Source organism: Nostoc sp. CMAA1605, from assembly GCF_021596505.1.
Taxonomy (GTDB): domain Bacteria; phylum Cyanobacteriota; class Cyanobacteriia; order Cyanobacteriales; family Nostocaceae; genus Trichormus.
Window position 1 is genome coordinate 1 of record NZ_PJIZ01000039.1, and the last position, 22,568, is coordinate 22,568.

A 22,568-nucleotide genomic window follows, 5' to 3' on the forward strand; every position below is an offset into this window, starting at 1 on the left:
TTAAAAATTAGTCATTAGCTATTTATATTTTTCTCCCTTGTCTCCCTTGTCCCCCTTGTCCCTTACCCTACCTATTCACTGTTGTGCGTGCTTGCACATCCAAGGCAATCTGCAATACTTGATTTAAAAGTAGAGAATATTCACTAGCTTGAGTATTAGCTTGTAAGGCTTGGATATTGGTCAAATTATTGACAGATAAATCTTCGTGATTAGCAAACAGTTGTTTATTATCCCGCAAAAGGCGATCGCTTTTGAAAGCGCGGACTAAATCTTCTCTCAGGAGTTGCAAACCAGTAATCACTCTATCTCTATCATTGAGACTATCATCTAGTTCCCCTGAGACTGCTAACTGATCATTGACATCGACAGCGACAATCAAGGCGTGATATTGATCAACTGCATCAAATAACTTGGTGAGATTTTTGGGAATCTTGAAACGTGAAAAGAGCAATCGCCCCAGGATGACCACAAAAAATACTATGATGAAGAGAATGATGCCCTGGGGAATCGCTGAACCGATGGTGGGCAAGATAATTAAACCATACACTAAACCCACAACCACAGCAGCGATAATCAGTGATGTCAAAATTTCATTTTGCCAAAATTTTAAACGTTGTTGAGGACTGGCGATCGTTGCAAGTCGCAAAACTTTATCGGGAGACACCCCACTCAAGCGTCTCAATTCTCCCTTGCTAATTTCCAACCCTATCAAATCCGGCTGCACAACTGGAAACTCCTGATAAAGTGCTAGTTGCGTCTTTATTTTAGTGCGGTTTGGGGTTGATGTTGATGCTTCCCAAAGACAATTTAGCCCACATGGGAATTAGTTAGGACGGGATTGTCATAGATGCAATTATCCCCTCAAAATGAATCCAAGTGATAATTGTGCTACGCCAAATGAATAATCGACTCTTATTAAAAGAACAATTACAAACCAAACTTGATCAGATACAAACTAAAAGTGATGGATCTCCTGTCACCAATTTACAGTTAGATCAATCCCTAGTCGCAGAACTAGAACAACTCACCACAGAGTTAGAAAACTGCAATCCCAATCCTCGCCCCCTATTGTATGCTACAGATTTGTTAGCAGGAGCTTGGCAACTCAAATATTCCACCGCCAGAGAAATCCGCGCTTTAGCTTCCCTACCGTTGGGATTAACAGTAGGTAAGGTATACCAAGTAATTAATGTTACCAACAAACAATTTTTTAATTTAGCTTTGGTTAAACATTCATTAGGTTTAATATCAGGATATGTCAAAGTCACAGCTAGCTTTGAGCCGGCGATGGAAGACGTATCACCCCCACTGAATAGACGTATCAATGTGGATTTTGACAAACGCTATCTAGCCATTGAAAAGATTTTGGGAATAAATACGCCACAACTCAACCCATTTAAGACTGTTACAGCGAATAATCCTCAAGGTAGAACTGCTACCCTTGACATTACTTATTTAGACGAAACCTTGAGAATTGGTAGGGGAGGCGATGAGAGTTTGTTTATTTTGAATAAATCTGCGGATATACCTGATGTGTGAAAATCCGTAGTTTACTGCTATCAGCATCGCCTCAAAAATCTTTGTACTTTTTTCTACGCTTTTGGGTGGATGAATGACTCCGTAAGGATGAGTAGAAATGAATTAAAAGCTTAACAAGAGGATAAATTCATGACTCAAGGTAATGGACATTCCCAAGAACCTATTAGCAACTTAGAATACGACTTTTTGACAGTTTTACATAACAAGGCGGAAGCAGTTAGAGCTTATGAAACTTATATTGAAGATGCAAAAGCAGTTAACTCTCAGCCTTGTGTAGACTTATTTCAAAAGTTGCGTCAGTCGGAAATTGAGCAAGCACAAGAAATCCGTCGTCATCTGCAAGCTGTAATGGAACGCGGCAAAATGTAATATTAAGTTTGTAGTAAGCACTTTAGTGCTGAGGTACTTGATAAAAGGACTAAAGTCCTTACTACGAATTAGGGAGTTTTGAGAGTTTTTCCGTGGGCTAATTTGATTTCTCCAGTATTTGGTGTTCCTGCATTGGCAAAATCACAGATTGATTGAAATGGACAAAACCGACAGTGATGTCCAGGATTTGGGGGAAATATTTCACTGAAACTTTGAGATGATTCTTGATATCTCTGGATATCTGATTGATGTTTTTGGGCAATTTTTACTAAGTCAACTTTCAAGGATTCTAATTCATTATTTTTGAGTTGAATTAATTCTGACTCTTGCCGCAGTTCTAAATTATAAAATGAGGCGACGGCTTCCCTACCAGGATATAAATAACTAGCAGCTAATAAATAAACTAATGCTTGTCTTTTATCAAAATTAGACTTGCCAGTTTTAAAATCTACAATATGTAAAGTTTGGGCATCTGATTCAATAAAAACACAGTCCATTGCCGCATATAAGCGAAAACTGTAATTTTTTTCCTCAACTAAAATTGGTTTAGGAAAACCTTCATCGCCGCGAGTTAATTGCAGAATTCTTTTCCCTAAAAGTAAGGGTGCTTCATAGTATTTTTTGAGAATTTGTAGGACGCGCTGTTGCACTTGCACAGCCGAATTACTCAATTTTAAAAGTTTAGCAACCTGTTCTACTCCATCGGAGCGCGTTAGCAGATGTCGATTATGATGAAACTCATAAACACCTTTTTGCGCTAGTAACCCGATGCGCTGGGGTGGAGTAGCATTCGCTAATAATGCTTTAACCTGTGGTTCGTGTTGACGCGCTTTAATGAACCCCCGTCTCATATGGCAGTGCCAACGTTCTTGCCCCCTCGCTGGGGCAACTAAAGACCAGAGGTGATAACTAACAAAAAGTCGTTCGGGGGTTGACATTGGTCAATCGCAGTGAGAAATAATACGGTGGAAGACGCTTGCAGCTACGCACGCTTTGCGGGAAGCTTCCTAATAGAGTTCACAAGATATGGGAGAAAGTGGCAAACATGAGTGGTAGCAATTCTAGCAAGATAAAATTTGGTACTGACGGATGGCGAGGAATTATCGCCGATGATTTTACTTTCCCCAATGTGCGGAAAGTAACAAGAGCGATCGCAAGTTATTTAGAAACAGCCTACTCAAAAGATAGACCAGTTCTGATTGCTTACGATACGCGCTTTTTAGCTGACCAGTTTGCCCAGACAGCAGCCCAAGTCTTAGCTGATTTAGGATGGAATGTTAAAATCACTGATCGGGATTGCCCCACACCAGTAATCGCTTATAATGCCCGTCACCTAAATTCGGCGGGGGCGTTGATGTTTACTGCTAGTCACAACCCAGCACCATACTGTGGGATTAAATATATCCCTGACTATGCTGGCCCTGCCACTCCAGAAATTACTGATACTATTGTGGCAAATATAGAAACTGCATCGGATGAATTGCCAAGTAGCAAACCATCAGGTTCTATTTCTATTTTCGATCCCAAACCAGACTATCTCCAATTTATCTATACATTGCTTGATGTGGAGCGAATTAAGAGCGCGCAGCTAAAAGTCAAGTATGATGCGTTATATTCTACATCCCGTGGCTATTTAGATGAAGTTTTGCAACAAAGTGGCACACAATTAGAAAGTTTCCACACTTGGCGCGATGTGCTGTTTGGCGGTGGAATGCCAGAACCCAAAGGGGAACAGCTAGTTGAATTAGTGGAAGCAGTGCGTCGAGATCATGCAGATTTGGGTTTAGCGACAGACGGCGATAGCGATCGCTTTGGTATTGTGGATGAATTAGGCAACGTCCTCACCCCTAACACGGTGCTTTTAGTTTTAGCGAGACATTTAATAAAAAACAAAGGTAAAAGCGGCGCAATCGTTCGCACAGTGGCAACAACACACCTATTAGATAACTTTGCGGCAAAATACGGTTTACCTCTTTATGAGACAGCCGTAGGCTTTAAATATATCGGTGAAAAAATGCGGGAAACCACTGTTTTAATCGGTGGTGAAGAATCCGGCGGTTTAAGCGTAGTTGGGCATATTCCCGAAAAAGACGGCGTTTTAGCTGATATGCTAATCGCAGAGGCGATCGCCTACGAAGGTAAACCCTTGAGTCAATTAGTCAAAGAAGCGATCGCAGAAGCTGACGGCCCGCTTTACAACAACCGTTTGGACTTACACTTAACAGAAGCCCATAAGAATGCCGTCATTGACTCCTACACCAAAAATCCGCCCTCTGAGGTAGCTGGAATTGCTGTGAAAGAAGTCGGACGCAAGGATGGGATTAAACTGTATTTAGCCGAAGGTAGCTGGGTGTTGCTGCGTCCTTCCGGTACTGAACCACTGGTACGCGTTTATTTAGAAACCAACTCACCTGAGAAACTTAGCCAACTCGCCCAAGAAATGGAAAGTGCGATCGCTAAGTTAGCATAGAAATTTAGACCGCAGATGCACACTGAGACATTTAGTGTACATCTGCATCTATCTATGGTTATATTTTTATGAAAAGCTTTGCTAATTTTTTGATATCTTTAATTGTGGCGATTTGGGTAGTAGCGATCGCCATTCTTTCCGTCCAAAATTTCGAGCCAGTATCGTTAAAATTCTTAACATTTCAATCAATTAAAATCCCAGTCGGTATAGTGCTGGCGTTTAGTGCTGGTGTGGGATTTGTTGGGGTGTCGATTCTACAACCCCTCTGGAATCTAGCCGATTCGGGTAACTCCCGTTTGGAAGAAGACGCAGAATTTTTCGTTGATGATGAAGATTTTTAACTATGGAAACTGAATATGATTTTAGCCAGGGTAAGCGCGGAGCAATTGAACCAAAAACAACAAACAAAACTCAAATTACAATTAGTCTAGATGATGAAATATTAGTATGGTTTCGTGAGAAAGTTCACCTAGCAGGTGGCGGAAATTACCAAACGTTGATTAACGATGCTTTACGCGAGTATATTCAGCAAAAGCGTGAATTGAGTCAATGAAATTTGAGACATCAAAAACAGATTGGAGTAGAATCGATGCGATGAGTGACGAAGACATCGATACTTCAGATATTCCACCATTGTCAGATGAATTTTTTGCTAAAGCACAATTGCGAATGCCTAAATCACCTGTAAAAGTCACATTTCATATCCTGAAACCAAGCAAAGGTTTCAGGCACAAGGGGAAATTGCGGAACAACAAATGGCTGTAGCATTGAAGATTTATACAGAAGCACACAAAGTTTATCTTAAATAATGAAATAAAACCAAACTTTGTAAAGAAAAGTAAATAAGGCTCAAACTCTTTCTCCCCCTGCTCCCTGCCACCCTGCTTTATCCCAACAATAATTATTTACATTGACCTACTTATGTATATTTTTTAATTAAACTTGAGATAAGCATATCTGGAGTTTATGAGATGGCGTGGGCATCTGGGCAGAAGTTGTATGGCGATCGCTATATCATTGAAAAAAAACTAGGTGAGGGTGGATTAGGTGTAACCTATCTTGCTAAAGATAAGAAAGGTAATCGAGTTGTCATCAAAACTTTGAAAGATGAAATATTCTCACGTCCCAATGTCAACTGGTATCAGGAAAAATTCTTCCAAGAAGCCGTACAGCTAGCTGTATTCCGCCACGCCAATATTGTAAGGATTGAAAATGTTTTTAAACAAGAACAACTACCGTGCATAGTCATGGACTACATTGAAGGGGAAGACCTGGAAAAGCTAGTTCTCAAGCGGGGTGTCCTTTCAGAAGTTGAAGCACTGCATTACATTAGGCAGATTGGTGAGGCATTAACAGTAGTCCACGAAAAAGGCTTGCTACATAGGGATATCAAACCATCTAATATCATGGTGCGTTCTGCCAATTATGAAGCCATTTTGATTGACTTTGGTTTAGCGCGGGGTTTTATCCCGGATTTTACCCAGCAGTTGACTGTGGGACTTACCCACGGCTTTGCGCCGCCAGAACAATACTATCAAGAAGGCAGATGGGGTGAATATACTGATGTTTACGCTCTAGCTGCAACTCTATATTACCTTCTTACTAAAACTAACCCTATTGCAGCTCCTATTAGAGCTTTAAATGCACCTTTCAAACAACCCAAAGAGATCAATAGCAGTCTTAGCAGCAAAGTTAATCAGGCAATTTGGCAAGGTATGGCTTTAGAAGCCACAAAGCGTCCCCCAACAATACAGCAGTGGTTAGAATTACTAAGTATTACTACACATACTGTTCAAACTCCTTTACAATCAACTAGAGGGATGTCAAATGATGCGGCAACACTCTACTGTCCCAATTGTCAGGCTGCTAACCCCCTGACTAATAAGTTTTGCCAGCAATGCTCCACACCCTTACCTCAACGTTATTTGTGGGTGGTTGAAGACGTTTCAGGTGTAGGTTCTCCTGGAGACTTATTAGCCGGTCGCTATTTAATCATTAATCCGTCCGTTGTTTTAGAGGGTGTTTGAAAAGTTTTGAAGGGTGAAAATTTATGCCAGTCGCTTCGCCATGACGCGAATCATGGCAAGATAAATAAAAGTCTCCGATGTTTCGGGTAATAGCTCATAGTCTCTAACTAATCGCCGACATCCCATCAACCATCCAAAAGTTCGTTCTACTACCCAACGTTTTTTGAGTACGGTAAAGCCCTTAGTTTGTTGTGGTCGCAGAACTACCTGCACAATCCAACGGCAAAAGTCCATTACCCACTGCATGAATGGCTCGCCATCAAAACCACCGTCCACCCAAATAGTGGTCAATCGACAGACTTGGTTGTGAGATTTTTTAACCTGTTTGAGAACTTGTTTGCCTCCTTCACGTTCACCGACATTGGCCGCAGTAACCAAGACCCGTAACACTAACCCCAAGGTATCAACTGTGATAAATCGCTTGCGCCCCTTGATTTTCTTACCTGCATCGTAGCCTACGGCTTTCTGCACCATTGCAGCAGTTTTCACACTTTGACTGTCGATAATTGCCTCGGATGGACTCGGATGACGTTCAATATCAATTCTCGTCCACTCTCGTAAACTATCATGGATGTTCAACCAAGTTCCGTCTTTACGCCAGTTGCGGAAATATGTATAAACTGTCTGCCAGGGGGGAAAATCACCAGGTAAGGCTCGCCATCGTATTCCTTCTACCAGGATATAAAAGATGGCATTCAAAATTTCCCACATATCAACTTCGCGAGGACGGCCACCTCTTTTTGCTTCTGGAATTAAATCAGTAATAAGTTCATATTGAACACGGCTCAGGTTACTGGGGTATGCTTTACTCATGTCACTCTCTCGGTGCTGTGTTTTTCACTATTCGCAGCTTACACTGAGAGAGTTTTTTTACAAACTACCCGACTTTTCAAACAACCTCTAAGAAAATTTAGAGGTGACAACCGTATTCAATCTGTAACCTTCCCTGATTTGAATTTAACTGCACAACAAATTTTCAACGCTAGTTTGTGATTATGGCTGTAAATTACCACAATATTATTACAATTGAACCAGGAAAAAGAGGCGGTAAACCTTGTATTCGCGGAATGCGAATAACTGTGTATGATGTGTTATCTTATCTTGCTTCTGGTATGACCTACGAGGAAATACTTGATGATTTTCCTTATTTAACGCAAGAAGATATTTTGGCTTGCCTCAGCTACGCAGCCGATAGAGAAAGGCAAATGCTTACTATGCCAGCATGAAATTACTTTTTGACCATAATCTCTCACCTCGATTAGTAGATCAATTGGCTGATATTTACCCAAACTCTCAGCACCTTTTTCTTATTGGTTTAGCTCAGGCAGATGATCGAATTGTGTGGGAGTATGCACAACAAGGTAAATTCACTATTGTGACTAGAGATGCTGATTTTAATGAATTAAGTATTCTTAGAGGATTTCCACCGAAAGTTATCTGGATTCGTCGTGGTAATTGTTCAACCAAACAGATTGCAGAAATCTTGCGATCGCATTTAGAAGATATCCAAGCTTTTACTCAAAATCCCAATCTAGGAGTCTTGACACTGTATTAACCTGAAAAAATGCTACGTTTTTAGCTATGGGTTAATTGTAGCTTGAGATAATCGATAAAATCTAACAGTTCAGTATCAGAGAGTTGATAGCGCGATCGCTTGCCATATTTTTGCTGTAAAAACTCTTTTCCCTGCTCTGGACTCCAATTTAATTGTGATAGATAATTATCAGTTTCAGCGATAAAACCTGCACGATTATCAGACGAAATTAACTCTTGATTGTAATTCTGAATATTGTGAACTTTCAGACTAACTTTTTGCCCTAAAGCTTGCAAATCTATTTCCTTATGTCCATCCCAGCTAACACCAACAGCACGATAAGTTACTGGATTATAGATAGTACAAAAGACAATTGTTTTATCACCAGGACTAACTGCGATTGTAAGAGGATGACACAACTGTTCATGTGTTAAAGCATCCAGAGAAAGTAACAAACTTTTAGAAAAATAAGATTCACTACCTGAGCGAACTATATAAGGCTTATCCGCCAAAATATGCAAATCAGTTTTTTCAGATTCACCGTGTGATGTCTCTACTTTCTTATTACATTCAATGCCTGTAATCAATCCTGTCAAAGCCCTATCATAAATCGGAATTGGCTTAGTATCATCCGAGAGCATATACCAACAATGATCACTTTCCTTACTAACAAAAACATACTGAGGCTTGGGGATAGAGCCGAACCCTAATTTAACATCCATAATTGTCAGTGTAGAATCTCCTTAATAGATATAATTCCCTAACAATCAAGCTAATTAACACTTAAAACACACCAATAAACCCTCCGCGCCCCTACCCTGCGGGTTCCGCTCTTGGCGGTATGCGTTAAAAAATAAAACCCCACTCCCAGCCAAAATCTCAGCCATGAAGTGAGGTACTCACGCAGATTAAATTCAAACTATAGTTTCCGGTTCATAACCCAAAGCCTTTAACCTACTTTCTAATTTCTGTACCCTATCTTCTGCTTCTAAACGCAGTTGTTCTTCTATACTTAACCGTGCTTCTGCTTCCATCATCCGTTCTTCTGGTGTGAGCAATCGGCGTTTTTGCTCATCATACCAGTACAACCATTCTCTTGCTATTCCTTGATAAAGACCTCTTTCTTTACCAATTCCTAAACCAATTTCTGGTAGCCAAATGGGATTTCCTGATAGTAGGAAATATTCCCCATCTTCTAGGCGATAGACTTCCAAAGGAGACTTTTTGCGCCGGAAAGGATTGTACACAACGTAATACAAAACTCCCATTTCAGCATAAATATCTTTTTTGGTACTGTATTCGCCTAAATGTTTGGGAGAAGCCACTTCTATAGCTAGCATAGGCGGATTTTCTTCTTCCCACAGCACATAGCTGAGGCGTAAATCCCCATGCACAAAACGCTTAACTCCGACACTTAAGAAACCATCAGGGACGATCACTGGCTTTTTTGGGTCATAATGAATACCCATATTTACACCAAAGTACCAATCCCATCGGTCTAACCAAACCAAAGCCAGTGCAGCTTTTAGTAAACTTGGAATTAATTCTTGTATTTCATTATCCACAGGCGTGTCCTCGGAGTTCGGTAGCTCTTCGGAAGATGGTAAACAGTGTAACGAGTTGTAGTTTAACATGAGAGTTTTTCTCTGACTCTAGTGTTTAGCTAGAGCAATTGATCAAGATCAATATACTTCTGTTCAAGTTGTCTGATATCAACCGCTAGTAGACTTTATCACAGGATAATAAAGTTAATGGGCAACGAGAAGATTTATATTTTCTTAATAGGAGTGTACTTATGAGTCAAAACCCTGTGAACATTACTTATTCACTAGAGGAAATCTTAGGACAAATCAATCAGAAGCTGGATACCCTACAAAAAGACGTTACAGAAATTAAAATCGGGCAAGTCAAGCTAGAAGCTGAACTCAAGGGAGATAAGTAGTCGGACAAAATTAAATTCACTCGTTGAGAGAGGGAACAGGGAACAGGGAACAGAAAAATCAGTTGTGTAATTAATTCTGTCTCAATACTTAATTAAATCTCTGGAAACGGAACTCAAGGGAGATATTAACTCTCAACTCGCACTGGGTTAAAAACCGGGTTTCTTGCAAATCCCTCAGCTTAGAAACATTAATCTTTCGTTCAGAAACCCGGTTTTTTAGGGCTTGTTGAGAATGGTGCAAGATATAAATTAAGGCTTTAGACACCGAGGTGAAAGGAATCGGTAAGCGGTTAGACACGCAAGAGTTTATCAATCGTTCTGTGGTGGTTGGCTTTGTCTTAGCGTTGACAGCCGGAGTCATCAAATTATTTTTTCCCAGTTTATCTAACTAGCAGAGAACCCCACCTTCTGCAAGAAAGCGGGGTTCTATAATCTCACAATGCTCACGAATCCCAATTAATTACCAATTGCTGGTGCATTGAAAGAAACTTCTGTAGTTTCTGTTTTTTGATCCGCTAAAGTAGGAACGGAATCGCGCAATCTAGCTGTCAGTTGTACGGTTGTAGCGTCGTACATCTGAGTCAGTAATTTGGGATAGAAACCAATACCAATAATTGGCACCAAAAGACAAGCAATGATAAAGACTTCGCGGGGTTCAGCATCAATCAACGCTTGATGAGAAACTAATTCTTCGTTTTCCTGTCCGTAGAAAATTTCGCGCAACATTGACAACAGATAAATAGGAGTTAAAATCACTCCCACTGCCATCAAGAATACTACGATGACTTTAAAAGTAGAGCTATAAGCGTCACTGGTAGCAAAGCCAACGAATACCATTAACTCTGCCACGAAACCACTCATCCCTGGTAGTGCTAAAGAAGCCATTGAACAAGCGGTGAACATGGCGAAAATCTTTTGCATCCGTTTACCAACACCACCCATTTCATCTAACATCAGGGTATGTGTCCGGTCATAGGTTGCACCCACGAGGAAGAATAAACTCGCCCCGATTAAACCGTGGGATACCATTTGCAAGACTGCGCCACTTAACCCTAAATCGGTAAAGGAAGCAAACCCGATAATTACAAACCCCATGTGCGAAATTGAGGAGTAAGCAATTTTGCGTTTGAGGTTGCGCTGGGCAAACGACGTTAAAGCTGCATAGATGATGTTCACTACCCCCAAAATTACCAAAGCTGGGGCAAAGTAAGCATGGGCATCGGGTAGCATTTGGGCATTCATGCGAACTAGGGCGTAACCACCCATTTTCAGCAGAATCCCAGCCAGTAACATATGCACGGGGGCTGTAGCTTCACCGTGGGCATCTGGTAGCCAAGTATGTAGGGGAATGATGGGCAATTTGACAGCATAAGCAATCAGGAAGCCACCGTAAAGTAACAGTTGGAAATTGAGGGCGTAATCTTTGAGGCCAAGCGATCGCATATCAAAGGTGACATTATCGCCATAAAAGGCCATTGTCAACGCTGCCACCAAAATAAACAGCGAACCGCCTGCGGTGTACAAAATAAACTTGGTGGCTGCATACTGACGCTTTTTACCGCCCCAAATCGCCAGCAGGAGGTAAACGGGAATCAATTCCAGTTCCCACACCAGGAAAAACAGCAGCATATCCTGCACGGCGAAGACAGCGATTTGTCCGCCGTACATCGCCAACAGTAAAAAGTAAAATAGCTTAGGCTTGAGGGTCACAGGCCAGGCTGCTAAAGTTGCCAAGGTGGTAATGAATCCAGTCAAAATAATCAGGGGCATAGACAAGCCATCAGCCCCGACTGACCAATTCAAATCTAACTGGGGAACCCAGGCATAACTTTCTACAAGTTGTAAATCGGGGTTAGAGAAGTCGTACCCAGTATAAAAAGCGTAGACAATCAGCGCAAAGTCTATCAACCCGACAATCAGGGAATACCAGCGCACGGTTTTGCCGTCTTTATCTGGGATAATGGGGATTAGTAGCGACGCTGCGATCGGTAACAAGATAATCGTCGTCAGCCACGGGAAATTAGCTGTATTCATTACAATTTGTCTGCTATCAAAATCATGTTTGCCAAAAAGCCACTAGTTATTAACTAACAGCTTTTTGACGATTTGGCATTTATTGTTAGTTTGATTTAATCAAGTGGGCAACCCCCGATTTTTCGCTTGGGAGTCTAGCCGTTAAACTTAAATTTTAACGATGCGATGGTATGGTGTAGCCCAGACATTGCTAAGATACACCATACTATTTGGTTGTGTCGAAAACAGCACCTTGGTATAAAAAGCTTTACAAGAGAACCAAATCATGATGAATCAAAAAAATTCCAGTCAGATTCGTTATGTCACCAATGCAGAGGGAAAAACCACAGATGTAATCATCCCGATAGAACTTTGGCAACAGATCATGATTTCCGTAAATTCTGTTCCAATCAGTGGTTTAGCAGTGATTGATGAACAAGAGCCAAAAACACAAATATTAGCCGATTTGCAAGAATCTTTACGGCAAGCAACAGCAGGAGAAACATTCCCAGTGTCAGAGCTTTGGAAGGATATCTAAAGCCGAGATTTATGGTAGAAGTTCGGTTTACACTCCCGTTCAAACGTCGTCTTAAAACTCTGGCTAAACGCTATCGCCAAATTCAAACCGATATTCAACCTATTATCGATGAATTACAGGTTGGAAATTTTATTGGTGATCAAATTTCGGGGATAGACTTGACTGTTTTTAAAGTTCGCGCCAGAAATAGTGATATCCCCACAGGTAAAAGTGGTGGATATCGCGTGATTTATCAAGTTGTTTCACCTGATTTGGCTTTACTTCTACTCATTTATGCAAAATCGGATCAGGCAGATGTCAGCTTAGAAGAGATTGAAGATGCAATTAACAAAGTATAGCTATATTGCTGAGTTGTTTAGGCGTAAAAATAATCATAAATACGTGTTTTTATATCTATACTTTCTCACAGTTTATTTAGGATTACGTTATTTACTTTCAAGACTTGTTCCCTGGAGATTTGCACCTTGAAGATTTGCATCTTGAAGATTTCCTAATGTAAGATTGGCATTTGGAAAATTTGTATTTGCAAGATTGCTAGCCACCAGATTAGCAAATACCATTTGTACTTGAATTGTTGATTTACTGAACTATTAACCAAAAAAAAGGAGTCTAAATTAAGACTCTAAAAAAACTTAGGGGCAGACGCGTGTCCACCCCTATGAAAATCAGGTGACACCAAAGAATATGACTAAACCCAAAACAGCCCCAAAGACGATGAGGGCGTAAAATTGAGCGCGACCATTTTCTAGGTATTTCAGACCTTCACCACTGACGAGGGTGAAAAAGCCTGTTAGGTTAACTGCACCATCAACAACGCGGAAGTCTACTTCCATGACTTGTCTAGCTAGGCGGCGTAAGCCGAGAACAAAGACACGGTGGTAAATGTCATCGAAGTACCACTTGTTGAGGGAGAGTTCGTAGAGTGGTTTGATTTTAGCAGCGATCGCAGCTGGGTCGATTTTACGCTGCCAGTACATCAAAGAAGCTAGGGTAATCCCAATTAAGGATACACCTACTGAACCACCCGCCATGATGTAAAACTCATGGGGGTCAAACTCGGCGGCTTTTTCGATGATTTCCGCCAAATTTTCATTTGGTGAGAAAATAAATCTCTCGAAGTAGTTGTTGTAGGGTGTACCTACTAAACCAATCAAAATTGAAGGTATAGCTAACACTAACAAAGGTAGGGTCATTGTCCACGGTGATTCATGGGGCGAATCACTGTGATGTCCGTGACCATCATGATGACCGTCTGTAGCTGCTAGTTCCCCTTTCTTCATTGCCCCAGGGCCAAAATTAACGGCGGGTGCGGCTGATTCTAGTTCCAGAACAGTTGATGCTGCTTTTTTGAGCTTGTCTTTGATTTTCTCGTCATTTCCTCGGAATTTACCTTCAAATGTCGAGAAATACATCCTGAACATATAAAAGGCAGTAATCCCGGCAGTCATCCAGCCGATAAACCACAGCAGAGGGTTAGCCTCATAGGCTGCACCAAGAATTTCATCTTTTGACCAGAAGCCAGCAAAGGGAGGAATCCCCGAAATTGCCAAACAACCAATCAAAAAGGTGAGTCCGGTAGCGGGCATATACTTGCGTAGTCCGCCCATTAAGCGCATATCCTGGGCTAAAACTGGGTCATGACCAACTACCCCTTCCATACCATGAATCACTGAACCAGAACCAAGGAACAGCATCGCCTTAAAGTAGGCGTGGGTCATCAGGTGAAATAAACCTGCACTGTAAGCACCTACTCCCATCGCCATCACCATGTAGCCTAACTGGGAGATGGTGGAGTAAGCCAAACCCTTTTTGATGTCGTTTTGGGTAATGGCAATGGTTGCCCCCAAAAACGCTGTGAACGCCCCAGTAAAGGCAATGACATTCATCGCTGCTGGGACGTGTTCAAAGACGGGGTACATCCGGGCAATTAAAAATACCCCAGCTGCCACCATTGTGGCGGCGTGAATTAAGGCAGAAATAGGAGTCGGGCCTTCCATCGCATCTGGTAGCCAGACGTGGAGAGGAAATTGGGCTGACTTAGCGACGGGGCCAAGGAAGACTAAAATTGCAAACAGAACTGCCAGGAAATTGCTCAGAGAACCCGTTTGTACCAGTTCTCCTAAACGTTCGCCCATTACAGTGAAATCGAAGCTGCCTGTTGCCCAAAATAGCCCCAGAATCCCCAGGAGTAGACCGAAGTCACCCACCCGGTTAGTCACAAATGCTTTTTGACAAGCATCTGCTGCTGATTTGCGATCGTACCAAAAGCCCACCAGCAAGTAGGAACACATCCCCACCAATTCCCAGAAAATATAAATCTGGACTAGGTTAGGGCTGACAACTAGACCCAACATTGAAGAGCCAAATAAGCTCAGATAAGCGTAAAACCTCACGTACCCTGGGTCATGAGCCATGTAGCCATCAGTGTAAACCATGACTAAGAAGGCTACCGTTGTGACAATCACCAGCATGAGGGCTGTGAGATTGTCGATAGTGTAACCCATGCTCAGATGGAAATTACCTGCTGCTGCCCATTCCAGAGTACGTAGATAGGTTGGGTGTCCTTGGAGTTGACTCCAAAGTAAGGCAAACGACAAACCCATCGCTGCGCCCATTAGGGAAATGATCAACACAGCATTGAGCTGCCGCAGGCGGTTTGTCGTTTGATTGAAAGAAATTAAGCCTAGACCAACTAGCATTGCCCCCAAAAGTGGCAATACGGGAATTAGCCAGGCGTACTGATAGATTACTTCCATCACTGACGCGTACTTTTAGGATTTTTGACTATCTTTGGACTTTACTGTACAGTTTTCGCCGTCAGCAACTATCCATGTCGTAACTGTTAACAATTGTGACACACACCCTAGATGATAAAATACCCCACTCGAACACTTTTGAGCAGGGTCGTTAAGCATGGTTTTAGATTTGGGGACTGGGGACTGGGGACTGGAAGGGAGATTTTACTTTCAATGCCCAATGCCCAATTCCCAATGCCCAATTCCCAAATTATGCTAAGTGCAATTCTAGGTCTGATTTTTTAGAGCCACTGTAAGCTTTAGGACGGTGAGTGTAGTTGAGTTTGATCTCTTCTAAAGCCAGACGGAGGTCATCTCTACCACGAAAACCCTCAAGACGATGCCGAACCACGCCATTTTCAATTAGCAGTAAGGTTGGCAAGGACTTGAGGCGATACGTGTTAGATAGCTTGAAGTTCTCATCTGCATTAATCCCAACTAGCTTAATTTGGTCTTCACACTGACCTTGAAATTGCAGCAGCAAAGGGTGAATAATGCGACATAGACCACACCAAGGTGCTTCAAAATTTACTAAAACCGGAATTGGCGATTCTAAAACTTCTTGAGTAAATGTCCGCTCACTAACCGACAACACCATGATGCCTCTAGAATTATAGGTTTTTAATATCAAACTGGCTATCAGCAAAAGAATTTAGCAAGCTAGTCAAAGCTTTATTGCAGTTATTTTTCAAAAGTTATTGTGGGATCTGACACAAAAGTCAGCATGATTTTAACGACAAAATTTGGGTTATTCAAGTCCTGGCAATGGTTTGCCTAATAGTTGTTTTAAGTGCTGCGCTGTATAATCCCCCACAAAAGTAATTGTTGATTGATTCACAAAATGTACAGGTATGAAAACCTATGACCTCACCCTGACTAACAGCTATTTCTATTTATCCTACATTGATTTGGTAGCATTTGATCAGTAGAATCTTTTACTAGGTTAGTATTTTTTTGGGTTTTGGGGATCACTCAAAACTACCAACTGACGCTACTGGTGGCCACGATTAACAAGGGATGCGCCCACCACAGTAGCCCAACAAAAATCGCCACACCCAAATAGGCAGGACGAAGAAATTCTTGCCAGTGAAGAGATTGACGACCATCAATAACTGCGAGAAAGGGGATAATCGAAGTGCGTTGTTTGACAATTTCAAAGGCTTCTCCATAGCGATGGTGTAAGCGGCGATCGCCATGCCAAACCCCAAATAAATGATGCAATACTAACCCTATCGATGTCACTAGGGTAAAACTTGTCCCCAACCACAGGGTATGGGCAATACACCAAATAATTTGCCCCACCATTTGTGGGTGACGGGTAATCCTGATAATCCCTGTCTCATAGAGATGCACTTGGGGCTTTTGAATAGCAGCAATTTCTAGTAGATTGAAGGTGGCAGGATACAAAAATAAAAATGAAATCGCTGACAACACCCAAACCACTGCTTTTATGCCTGGTACATCCTGTACCTGCCACAATTGCCAGCCATCATAACGGTGATTAAAAAAATAGGTAATTACTACGACAGCCAAAGGTAAACTAATTAATGCAAAAACTATGCGATAAAGCCTTGGCCCGATGTGCTTCTCTGCCCAAGGTCTCAAAGCAGCTCCCCCACTGTGGGCGATCGCAAAAATTAACAATAACCCCAGCATCACCAAATGACTCGGAGCTAACCCAGGATTGAGCATCATAATCAACAGGTAAAGTAATTTTAAGAAAAGTTAACCATATACAACCAATACCACAAAGTATTCAACAGGAGACTTGCATCAAAATGTTGTGGTACTGTCTTGTTCGAGTCAAGCCTCCGAATCTTCAATGTAATTAATCACGTCTATTGATGATTAGTTATTTAAATTCGCTCCTTTCAAAGTTTGTGGGTTGAGCCTTATGTCTGACCTTCCATTCACTTTAGATCAGTTACGTATTCTCAAAGCGATCGCTGTAGAAGGGAGCTTCAAGCGTGCTGCTGATAGTCTCTATGTCTCCCAACCGGCCGTGAGTTTGCAAGTGCAGAACCTAGAGAGACAGCTAGATGTCCCTCTATTCGACCGTGGAGGACGGCGCGCTCAATTAACCGAAGCAGGGCATCTACTATTGAGCTACGGGGAAAAAATTCTCAGTTTATGTCAAGAAACCTGTCGTGCCATCGAAGATTTACAAAATCTCCAAGGTGGAACGTTAATTGTGGGTGCTTCTCAAACCACGGGTACTTATCTTTTACCCAAAATGATTGGGATGTTCCGCCAGAAATATCCTGATGTCGCGGTACAACTTCATGTCCATTCCACTCGCCGCACTGCTTGGAGTGTCGCCAATGGACAAGTAGATTTAGCAATCATTGGCGGCGAAATCCCCGCAGAACTCGCAGAATCGCTAGAAATTCATCCCTATGCTGAAGATGAACTGGCGTTAATCTTACCTGCATTCCACCCTTTTGCTAAACAAGAATCCATTCAAAAAGAAGATTTATACAAATTACAATTCATCACCCTAGACTCCCAATCAACAATTCGCAAAGTTATTGATCAGGTACTAGCGCGCTGTGAAATTGATACCAGGCGGTTCAAAATTGAGATGGAACTCAATTCCATCGAAGCCATTAAAAATGCTGTGCAGTCTGGTTTAGGTGCAGCATTTGTTTCCACTAGTGCGATCGCCAAAGAATTACAGATGGGTGTACTCCACTGCACCCCGATTGATGGCGTTGTCGTCAAAAGGACACTATGGCTGATATTTAATCCCAATCGCTACCGTTCCAAAGCCGCAGAAGCTTTCAGTCAAGAGATATTACCCCAGTTTGCAACTCCTGAATGGCATCAGGAGATTTTTAACCTGTCACAAAAAAAACTCATGCTACCCCCATTAGATGCAGTGTTACCAAACTCTAGTAATGAAGGTTAATCCCTAAATTATTAGTCATAAGTTATTAATATGTCAGTTGCTCATGGGAAAAATACTCATGAGCAATTGGCTAGATTATAGCTTCAGTAGTTATGATTAAAAATTGTTAACTATTGGCTGTCAAACTAATGACATGACGATTGACTAACAAAATCAAATGGAAGTCTACTGCACTCGTCCTAATTGCCCACGTCCACAAAACTATTTTCCAGATTTGGATGACACAACTAAACTCAAAACAGCACAGCAAAAATACTGCGTTAGTTGTGGGATGCCTTTAATGCTAGATGGGAGATATGTCCCAAAAAAGTTATTAGGAAAAGGAGGCTTTGGATCGGCTTTTTTGGCAGGCGATCGCCGAATTCCAGGGATGCGTCCTTGTGTAGTGAAACAGTTTCAACCTGCTGGTAACTTAACACCTCAACAACTAGAGATTGCCGCTAAACTTTTTGAAAGAGAGGCAGAAGTATTAGCAGAAATCGGTAGAGAACATGAGCAAATACCAGAACTCTATGCCTTTTTTCCGATGATCGTTCCTAGTTGGCAAGGCACAACAGAAGATCAGTTTTTTTATCTAGTGCAAGAATATATTGATGGGCAAACCCTAGAAGCCGAACTAGCTCAAGATGGCCAATTCTCCGAAGATAAAGCTCTAGAAGTCTTACAAGAAATTCTTAAAATACTGCAATTTATCCATCAAAAAAATATTATTCACAGAGATATCAAACCTTCCAACATTATGCGCCGTCAGGATGGCAAACTCTTTCTTTTAGATTTCGGTGCAGTTAAACAAGTTACTAACGTCTCAGGAGTTGTCAATGGTACTTCAACTGGTATTTATACTCTAGGATTTGCGGCTCCTGAACAAATGGCCGGAAATCAGGTCTTTCCTGCTACAGATTTGTACGCTTTAGCCGCAACTGTGCTGAACTTATTGACTAATCAAGAAATCGCGAAATTGTTTGATTCCTATATGAATAGGTGGATATGGCGAGAAAAAGTTAATATTAGCACTCACCTAGCTGATATTTTAGACAAAATGCTGTTGCCTGCTGTCCATGAGCGTTTTCAATCGGCTCACGAAGTGCTAACAGCTATTTCACCGTCTCCGACACATCTAACAATTTCACCACCAGCACCACCGCCAAGGATAGTAACACCAAAAGCAAATTTCTCCACCTGGGAATTATTGATGGGTGCCGCATTTAGTGGTTTTGAGGGAGGATTAATGGCGATCGCACTTTTTTCTTTCACTCAATCCCCAATCCTGACTTTGGTTTTAGCTGCTATCATTTTGGGTTTATTGATATTTGCTCAAACAAAACGATGGATTGAAAAATTTGACTTACTAATAATTGCCATAACTAGTTTGACTATTGTGTTTTTTATTCCTGGAATCGTTAGAGAACAACTTGTAGTTTTATCTGTTGCAGCCGCTTTAGTGGCTATCTCAGCCACAGCACTGTTTCGTTTGATTTATAAATTACTGTCTCGAATCATTTAAAACAGTTCTGGCGTTCAGGTCTACCCATGTCAGAGAAAAACGAAACACTGATACTTTTTTTCGCCAGTATTATTCCCATCGGTTTAGTTTTGGGTGGATTATGGTTTGTCTTTGGCAAAGGCGGATCAATTTCCCAGCCCACCACTCAACAGTTGAATTCCAGTAATAAATGTGATGTAACTAACCTCCCAGAAGGCACATTTAATTATGGTGGTAGCACTACTTGGGCTACTATTCGGAGAGATGTAGACCCAGTATTACAACAAAAATGCCCTAAGTTTGTTTTAAGATATCTTGACCCCCCATCAGGAAAACCTGGCTCTGGAACTGGGATCAAAATGTTGATTGATAATCAACTGGCATTTTCCCAATCTTCACGTTCCTTTAAACCAGAAGAGAATCAAGCCGCTCAACAAAAAGGGTTCAGCCTGAAAGAAATTCCCATCGCCATTGATGGAATTGCGATCGCAGTTAACCATAACCTCAATATTCCTGGTTTAACCGTTGCCCAAATCAAAGACATCTACACTGGTAAAATTACCAACTGGCAACAAGTTGGAGGTGTTAACTTACCCATCACACCCCTCACACGTCCCAAAGAGGCAGGTGGCACAGTAGAATTTTTTATAGAGAATGTACTTGAGAAAGAAAGTTTTGGTAAAAATGTCCAATATATTGGCACTACTACTGAAGCACTCAGAAAAGTAGATGCCAATCCTGGTAGTATTTATTACGCTTCTGCGCCAGAAGTAGTACCTCAATGTACTGTTAAATCTCTACCAATTGGCAGAACAAATACAAAGTTCATACCTCCCTACAAAGAACCCCAGGTTTCTCGTTCAGAGTGTCCTGCTAAACTTAACCAGTTAAATGCTGAGATGTTCCGTAGTGGTGAATATCCCATTACCCGAAATTTATTTGTCATTGTCAAGCAAAATAATCAAATAGACCAACAAGCTGGGGAAGCTTACGCTAATTGGCTCTTGACACCCCAAGGTCAACAACTACTTGAGAAGACAGGATTTGTCAGAATCAAATAGTCAATCAACTTAAAGTTAAATTTTGAATTTTGAATTTTGAATTTTGAATTTTGAATTGATCAGCCCCTCTCCGCCGCCGGAAAGGGGTTAAAGATGAGATAACAAAATTCTCACAAGCTGATACTCAGCACTTAGGACTTCCGCACTACCTAATAAGCATCTTGCAACTCGTAGAAATCAGGTGAAACGTAATCCTTGCGTAAAGGCCAGCCCACCCAATCTTCAGGCATGAGAATGCGCTTCAAGTTGGGGTGTCCTTCATAGATAATGCCGAACATATCATAGGATTCACGTTCTTGCCAGTCTGCGGTTTTCCAAATCCAGTAGACCGAAGGAATTCTGGGATTCTCTCTGGGCAAAAATACCTTTACCCGCACTTCTTCAGGTTTATCAGCATTATCACCCACCTTAACTAAGTGATAGACACTAACTAAATCTTCACCAGGGCCAAGGTCGATACCTGATTGAAACTGAAGATAGTTAAACCCATAAGCATACAAGGCTGTAGCAATGGGTAACAAGAAATCTGGTTCGACCTTAATAATTTCTACCCCATTTTTATCGGGGGCTAAAGACTCATGGGCAAAGCCATTTTCTGACAACCAGCTAGAAATGGGGCCAGCTTGGACTATAGCTTCTGTCTGGGCTGGTACTGGTTTTACTTCTTCATCAGCCACGTTTTTGTTCCTCCGTCTGAGTCTTTGCTGTCAACAATGCAGGTGGAACTGGTAAACCAATTGCTTCTGTCAATTCTTTAGGTGGTGTAAAGCGAGTTTCCGACTGCATATATTTGCCAGTTAATATTTCTGGTACTGGTTTCAAATTATGCGTAGTGCTGTAGAAACGGTGGGTTTGCTTAATTTGACCGCGTTCTTGCATCGAATCATTAGCAATCTTTTTCCGCAGCTTGATAATTGCGTCAATAATTGCTTCTGGACGGGGAGGACAACCAGGTAAGTAGACATCCACAGGAATAAGCTTATCTACACCACGTACAGCCGTGGGAGAATCAACGCTAAACATCCCACCTGTAATTGTACAAGCCCCCATTGCAATTACATATTTTGGTTCGGGCATTTGTTCATAAAGACGCACCAATTGAGGAGCCATCTTCATGGTGATTGTCCCGGCTGTAATAATCAAATCAGCTTGACGGGGACTAGAACGGGGAATTAATCCAAAGCGATCGAAGTCAAAACGTGAGCCAATTAAAGCTGCGAATTCAATAAAGCAGCAAGCTGTACCAAACAGCAAAGGCCACAAACTAGAAAGCCTAGCCCAGTTATAAAGGTCATCAACCGTAGTCAAAATGACGTTTTCTGACAAGTCTTGAGTGACTGTCGGACGCTCAACAGGGTTAATGATTCGTTCTTTGTCCTGGGTGGTTAAATTAGAATTCAAGACCATTCCAAAGCTCCTTTACGCCATGCGTAAACTAGGGCAACTACAAGAATTGCAATGAAAATCAGTGCCTCAATAAACGCCAATAACCCTAAACGATGAAAAGCTACCGCCCAAGGATAAAGGAACACCGTCTCTACATCAAACACTACGAAGACCAGTGCAAACATATAGTACCGGATGTTGAACTGAATCCACGCACCGCCGATGGGTTCCATCCCAGATTCATAGGTGGTGCGACGTTCCAGACTATTACCCGTGGGTCTAAGGAGCTTGGACGCTGAAAGTGCTAAGGCAGGTACTAGGCTACAGATAATGAGAAAGCCTAGAAGGTACTCGTAACCGCTAAGGACAAACACAATGAATCTACCGCTTATGGAGTATTTTAGGTGGAGGCTGGGGACTGGAGACTGGGGAGGTCAAAAGTAAAGAGTTAAAAGTAAAAAGAAAAAGAGTTTTTTACCTTTTGTCTTTTTAATTTCCAATAC

29 protein-coding genes are annotated in these 22,568 nt (G+C 41.7%); 16 read left to right on the forward strand and 13 right to left on the reverse strand.

All coding sequences use genetic code 11. The annotated features are described in order from the left end of the window. Window positions 1-67: 67 nt before the first annotated feature. Window positions 68-724, reverse strand: a complete 657-nt coding sequence (locus tag CV014_RS14900; protein WP_236142750.1) for a hypothetical protein — start codon at window positions 722-724, stop codon at window positions 68-70. Window positions 725-897: 173 nt separating this feature from the next. On the opposite strand from CV014_RS14900, the gene CV014_RS14905 reads away from it, so the two are divergent. Further along, entirely contained in the window at window positions 898-1,539 is a 642-nt protein-coding gene (locus CV014_RS14905) for a PAP/fibrillin family protein (protein ID WP_236142751.1), read from the forward strand. A gap of 129 nt (window positions 1,540-1,668) precedes the next feature. Further along, a complete protein-coding gene (locus CV014_RS14910) occupies window positions 1,669-1,908 on the forward strand; it encodes a hypothetical protein (protein ID WP_103136049.1) in 240 nt (79 codons plus the stop codon). A gap of 68 nt (window positions 1,909-1,976) precedes the next feature. Here CV014_RS14910 and CV014_RS14915 read toward each other — a convergent pair whose 3' ends face one another. Then, window positions 1,977-2,846: a PD-(D/E)XK nuclease family protein gene (locus CV014_RS14915; RefSeq protein ID WP_236142752.1), complete on the reverse strand. Its 870-nt coding sequence runs from the start codon at window positions 2,844-2,846 to the stop codon at window positions 1,977-1,979. A gap of 107 nt (window positions 2,847-2,953) precedes the next feature. Between CV014_RS14915 and CV014_RS14920 the strand changes: the two genes are divergently transcribed. The 5 genes from CV014_RS14920 (at window position 2,954) to CV014_RS14940 (ending at window position 6,405) form a co-directional block, all read left to right on the forward strand. Continuing rightward, window positions 2,954-4,378 (forward strand): phosphoglucomutase/phosphomannomutase family protein, encoded by a 1,425-nt coding sequence (locus CV014_RS14920; protein WP_236142753.1) that lies wholly within the window; start codon window positions 2,954-2,956, stop codon window positions 4,376-4,378. A gap of 68 nt (window positions 4,379-4,446) precedes the next feature. Continuing rightward, window positions 4,447-4,719 carry a lipopolysaccharide assembly protein LapA domain-containing protein gene (locus tag CV014_RS14925; protein ID WP_103140585.1) on the forward strand — a complete coding sequence of 91 codons (273 nt, stop codon included), beginning with the start codon at window positions 4,447-4,449 and terminating at the stop codon, window positions 4,717-4,719. 2 nt (window positions 4,720-4,721) lie between these two features. Further along, a complete protein-coding gene (locus tag CV014_RS14930; RefSeq protein ID WP_236142754.1) occupies window positions 4,722-4,931 on the forward strand; it encodes a BrnA antitoxin family protein in 210 nt (69 codons plus the stop codon). Window positions 4,932-4,972: 41 nt separating this feature from the next. Next, window positions 4,973-5,143, forward strand: a complete 171-nt coding sequence (locus CV014_RS14935) for a hypothetical protein (protein WP_329608392.1) — start codon at window positions 4,973-4,975, stop codon at window positions 5,141-5,143. A gap of 206 nt (window positions 5,144-5,349) precedes the next feature. Continuing rightward, complete coding sequence (locus CV014_RS14940; protein WP_236142755.1) at window positions 5,350-6,405, forward strand: serine/threonine-protein kinase; 1,056 nt, start codon at window positions 5,350-5,352, stop codon at window positions 6,403-6,405. 21 nt (window positions 6,406-6,426) lie between these two features. Here CV014_RS14940 and CV014_RS14945 read toward each other — a convergent pair whose 3' ends face one another. After that, window positions 6,427-7,218 carry an IS5 family transposase gene (locus CV014_RS14945; RefSeq protein ID WP_236142756.1) on the reverse strand — a complete coding sequence of 264 codons (792 nt, stop codon included), beginning with the start codon at window positions 7,216-7,218 and terminating at the stop codon, window positions 6,427-6,429. Between the two features lie 182 nt (window positions 7,219-7,400). Here CV014_RS14945 and CV014_RS14950 point away from each other — a divergent pair, with 182 nt between their 5' ends. Further along, window positions 7,401-7,631: a DUF433 domain-containing protein gene (locus tag CV014_RS14950; RefSeq protein ID WP_103136055.1), complete on the forward strand. Its 231-nt coding sequence runs from the start codon at window positions 7,401-7,403 to the stop codon at window positions 7,629-7,631. Next, a complete protein-coding gene (locus CV014_RS14955) occupies window positions 7,628-7,960 on the forward strand; it encodes a DUF5615 family PIN-like protein (protein WP_236142757.1) in 333 nt (110 codons plus the stop codon). Before CV014_RS14950 ends, CV014_RS14955 begins: the two co-directional genes overlap by 4 nt. 20 nt (window positions 7,961-7,980) lie before the next feature. Here the strand turns inward: CV014_RS14955 and CV014_RS14960 are convergent, their stop codons facing one another. Both CV014_RS14960 and CV014_RS14965 read right to left on the reverse strand, forming a co-directional pair. Then, window positions 7,981-8,661 (reverse strand): hypothetical protein, encoded by a 681-nt coding sequence (locus CV014_RS14960; protein WP_236142758.1) that lies wholly within the window; start codon window positions 8,659-8,661, stop codon window positions 7,981-7,983. A gap of 192 nt (window positions 8,662-8,853) precedes the next feature. Continuing rightward, a complete protein-coding gene (locus tag CV014_RS14965) occupies window positions 8,854-9,573 on the reverse strand; it encodes a Uma2 family endonuclease (RefSeq protein ID WP_236142759.1) in 720 nt (239 codons plus the stop codon). A gap of 161 nt (window positions 9,574-9,734) precedes the next feature. Here CV014_RS14965 and CV014_RS14970 point away from each other — a divergent pair, with 161 nt between their 5' ends. After that, on the forward strand, window positions 9,735-9,881 hold the full coding sequence (locus CV014_RS14970; protein ID WP_236142760.1) for a hypothetical protein: 147 nt from the start codon (window positions 9,735-9,737) through the stop codon (window positions 9,879-9,881). Window positions 9,882-10,150: 269 nt separating this feature from the next. Beyond that, window positions 10,151-10,273, forward strand: coding sequence for a hypothetical protein (locus tag CV014_RS30060; RefSeq protein ID WP_268964709.1), 123 nt, complete (start codon window positions 10,151-10,153; stop codon window positions 10,271-10,273). Between the two features lie 64 nt (window positions 10,274-10,337). Here the strand turns inward: CV014_RS30060 and ndhD1 are convergent, their stop codons facing one another. Further along, window positions 10,338-11,915, reverse strand: coding sequence for a photosynthetic/respiratory NAD(P)H-quinone oxidoreductase subunit D1 (gene ndhD1, locus CV014_RS14975; RefSeq protein WP_236142761.1), 1,578 nt, complete (start codon window positions 11,913-11,915; stop codon window positions 10,338-10,340). A gap of 265 nt (window positions 11,916-12,180) precedes the next feature. Here ndhD1 and CV014_RS14980 point away from each other — a divergent pair, with 265 nt between their 5' ends. Together CV014_RS14980 and CV014_RS14985 are read left to right on the forward strand one after the other, a co-directional pair. Continuing rightward, complete coding sequence (locus CV014_RS14980; RefSeq protein ID WP_236142762.1) at window positions 12,181-12,432, forward strand: hypothetical protein; 252 nt, start codon at window positions 12,181-12,183, stop codon at window positions 12,430-12,432. Window positions 12,433-12,443: 11 nt separating this feature from the next. Next, window positions 12,444-12,770: a type II toxin-antitoxin system RelE/ParE family toxin gene (locus tag CV014_RS14985; protein ID WP_236142763.1), complete on the forward strand. Its 327-nt coding sequence runs from the start codon at window positions 12,444-12,446 to the stop codon at window positions 12,768-12,770. A gap of 87 nt (window positions 12,771-12,857) precedes the next feature. On the opposite strand, the gene CV014_RS30640 is transcribed toward CV014_RS14985, so the two are convergent. The 4 genes from CV014_RS30640 to CV014_RS15000 all read right to left on the reverse strand — a co-directional run bounded on the left by CV014_RS30640 (window position 12,858) and on the right by CV014_RS15000 (window position 16,922). Next, window positions 12,858-12,992, reverse strand: a complete 135-nt coding sequence (locus CV014_RS30640; protein WP_442946915.1) for a pentapeptide repeat-containing protein — start codon at window positions 12,990-12,992, stop codon at window positions 12,858-12,860. Between the two features lie 105 nt (window positions 12,993-13,097). After that, a complete protein-coding gene (locus CV014_RS14990) occupies window positions 13,098-15,188 on the reverse strand; it encodes an NAD(P)H-quinone oxidoreductase subunit 5 (protein WP_236142794.1) in 2,091 nt (696 codons plus the stop codon). Between the two features lie 250 nt (window positions 15,189-15,438). Further along, complete coding sequence (locus CV014_RS14995) at window positions 15,439-15,825, reverse strand: thioredoxin family protein (RefSeq protein ID WP_236142795.1); 387 nt, start codon at window positions 15,823-15,825, stop codon at window positions 15,439-15,441. 380 nt (window positions 15,826-16,205) lie between these two features. Continuing rightward, entirely contained in the window at window positions 16,206-16,922 is a 717-nt protein-coding gene (locus CV014_RS15000) for an NnrU family protein (RefSeq protein WP_236142764.1), read from the reverse strand. Window positions 16,923-17,121: 199 nt separating this feature from the next. Between CV014_RS15000 and CV014_RS15005 the strand changes: the two genes are divergently transcribed. From CV014_RS15005 to CV014_RS15015, 3 genes are all read left to right on the forward strand, one after another. Then, complete coding sequence (locus tag CV014_RS15005; protein WP_103136066.1) at window positions 17,122-18,135, forward strand: LysR family transcriptional regulator; 1,014 nt, start codon at window positions 17,122-17,124, stop codon at window positions 18,133-18,135. Between the two features lie 157 nt (window positions 18,136-18,292). Further along, window positions 18,293-19,639, forward strand: coding sequence for a serine/threonine-protein kinase (locus tag CV014_RS15010; RefSeq protein WP_236142765.1), 1,347 nt, complete (start codon window positions 18,293-18,295; stop codon window positions 19,637-19,639). Window positions 19,640-19,665: 26 nt separating this feature from the next. Next, window positions 19,666-20,679: a PstS family phosphate ABC transporter substrate-binding protein gene (locus CV014_RS15015; RefSeq protein WP_236142766.1), complete on the forward strand. Its 1,014-nt coding sequence runs from the start codon at window positions 19,666-19,668 to the stop codon at window positions 20,677-20,679. A 149-nt stretch (window positions 20,680-20,828) separates the two neighbouring features. Here CV014_RS15015 and CV014_RS15020 read toward each other — a convergent pair whose 3' ends face one another. The 3 genes from CV014_RS15020 to ndhC are packed head-to-tail and all read right to left on the reverse strand — an operon-like array spanning window position 20,829 to window position 22,439. Further along, window positions 20,829-21,356, reverse strand: a complete 528-nt coding sequence (locus tag CV014_RS15020; RefSeq protein ID WP_236142767.1) for an NAD(P)H-quinone oxidoreductase subunit J — start codon at window positions 21,354-21,356, stop codon at window positions 20,829-20,831. Then, on the reverse strand, window positions 21,349-22,086 hold the full coding sequence (locus CV014_RS15025) for an NADH dehydrogenase subunit K (RefSeq protein ID WP_236142768.1): 738 nt from the start codon (window positions 22,084-22,086) through the stop codon (window positions 21,349-21,351). The genes CV014_RS15020 and CV014_RS15025 overlap by 8 nt, the downstream gene beginning before the upstream one ends. After that, a complete protein-coding gene (gene ndhC, locus CV014_RS15030) occupies window positions 22,077-22,439 on the reverse strand; it encodes a photosynthetic/respiratory NAD(P)H-quinone oxidoreductase subunit C (RefSeq protein WP_010997983.1) in 363 nt (120 codons plus the stop codon). Before ndhC ends, CV014_RS15025 begins: the two co-directional genes overlap by 10 nt. Between the last annotated feature and the right edge of the window lie 129 nt (window positions 22,440-22,568).

Coding starts and splice junctions, on each gene's coding strand:
- CV014_RS14985 (WP_236142763.1), top strand. CDS start 12,444: ATGGTAGAAGTTCGGTTTACACTCCCGTTCAAACGTCGTCTTAAAACT.
- CV014_RS15025 (WP_236142768.1), bottom strand. CDS start 22,086: ATGGTCTTGAATTCTAATTTAACCACCCAGGACAAAGAACGAATCATT.
- CV014_RS14945 (WP_236142756.1), bottom strand. CDS start 7,218: ATGAGTAAAGCATACCCCAGTAACCTGAGCCGTGTTCAATATGAACTT.
- CV014_RS14960 (WP_236142758.1), bottom strand. CDS start 8,661: ATGGATGTTAAATTAGGGTTCGGCTCTATCCCCAAGCCTCAGTATGTT.
- CV014_RS14950 (WP_103136055.1), top strand. CDS start 7,401: ATGGCTGTAAATTACCACAATATTATTACAATTGAACCAGGAAAAAGA.
- CV014_RS14955 (WP_236142757.1), top strand. CDS start 7,628: ATGAAATTACTTTTTGACCATAATCTCTCACCTCGATTAGTAGATCAA.
- CV014_RS15000 (WP_236142764.1), bottom strand. CDS start 16,922: ATGATGCTCAATCCTGGGTTAGCTCCGAGTCATTTGGTGATGCTGGGG.
- CV014_RS14920 (WP_236142753.1), top strand. CDS start 2,954: ATGAGTGGTAGCAATTCTAGCAAGATAAAATTTGGTACTGACGGATGG.
- CV014_RS14995 (WP_236142795.1), bottom strand. CDS start 15,825: ATGGTGTTGTCGGTTAGTGAGCGGACATTTACTCAAGAAGTTTTAGAA.
- CV014_RS14965 (WP_236142759.1), bottom strand. CDS start 9,573: ATGTTAAACTACAACTCGTTACACTGTTTACCATCTTCCGAAGAGCTA.
- CV014_RS15015 (WP_236142766.1), top strand. CDS start 19,666: ATGTCAGAGAAAAACGAAACACTGATACTTTTTTTCGCCAGTATTATT.
- CV014_RS14990 (WP_236142794.1), bottom strand. CDS start 15,188: ATGGAAGTAATCTATCAGTACGCCTGGCTAATTCCCGTATTGCCACTT.
- CV014_RS14915 (WP_236142752.1), bottom strand. CDS start 2,846: ATGTCAACCCCCGAACGACTTTTTGTTAGTTATCACCTCTGGTCTTTA.
- CV014_RS14940 (WP_236142755.1), top strand. CDS start 5,350: ATGGCGTGGGCATCTGGGCAGAAGTTGTATGGCGATCGCTATATCATT.
- CV014_RS15010 (WP_236142765.1), top strand. CDS start 18,293: ATGGAAGTCTACTGCACTCGTCCTAATTGCCCACGTCCACAAAACTAT.
- CV014_RS14905 (WP_236142751.1), top strand. CDS start 898: ATGAATAATCGACTCTTATTAAAAGAACAATTACAAACCAAACTTGAT.
- CV014_RS30640 (WP_442946915.1), bottom strand. CDS start 12,992: ATGGTATTTGCTAATCTGGTGGCTAGCAATCTTGCAAATACAAATTTT.
- CV014_RS14925 (WP_103140585.1), top strand. CDS start 4,447: ATGAAAAGCTTTGCTAATTTTTTGATATCTTTAATTGTGGCGATTTGG.
- ndhD1 (WP_236142761.1), bottom strand. CDS start 11,915: ATGAATACAGCTAATTTCCCGTGGCTGACGACGATTATCTTGTTACCG.
- CV014_RS14970 (WP_236142760.1), top strand. CDS start 9,735: ATGAGTCAAAACCCTGTGAACATTACTTATTCACTAGAGGAAATCTTA.
- CV014_RS14935 (WP_329608392.1), top strand. CDS start 4,973: ATGAGTGACGAAGACATCGATACTTCAGATATTCCACCATTGTCAGAT.
- CV014_RS14910 (WP_103136049.1), top strand. CDS start 1,669: ATGACTCAAGGTAATGGACATTCCCAAGAACCTATTAGCAACTTAGAA.
- CV014_RS15005 (WP_103136066.1), top strand. CDS start 17,122: ATGTCTGACCTTCCATTCACTTTAGATCAGTTACGTATTCTCAAAGCG.
- CV014_RS14980 (WP_236142762.1), top strand. CDS start 12,181: ATGATGAATCAAAAAAATTCCAGTCAGATTCGTTATGTCACCAATGCA.
- CV014_RS14930 (WP_236142754.1), top strand. CDS start 4,722: ATGGAAACTGAATATGATTTTAGCCAGGGTAAGCGCGGAGCAATTGAA.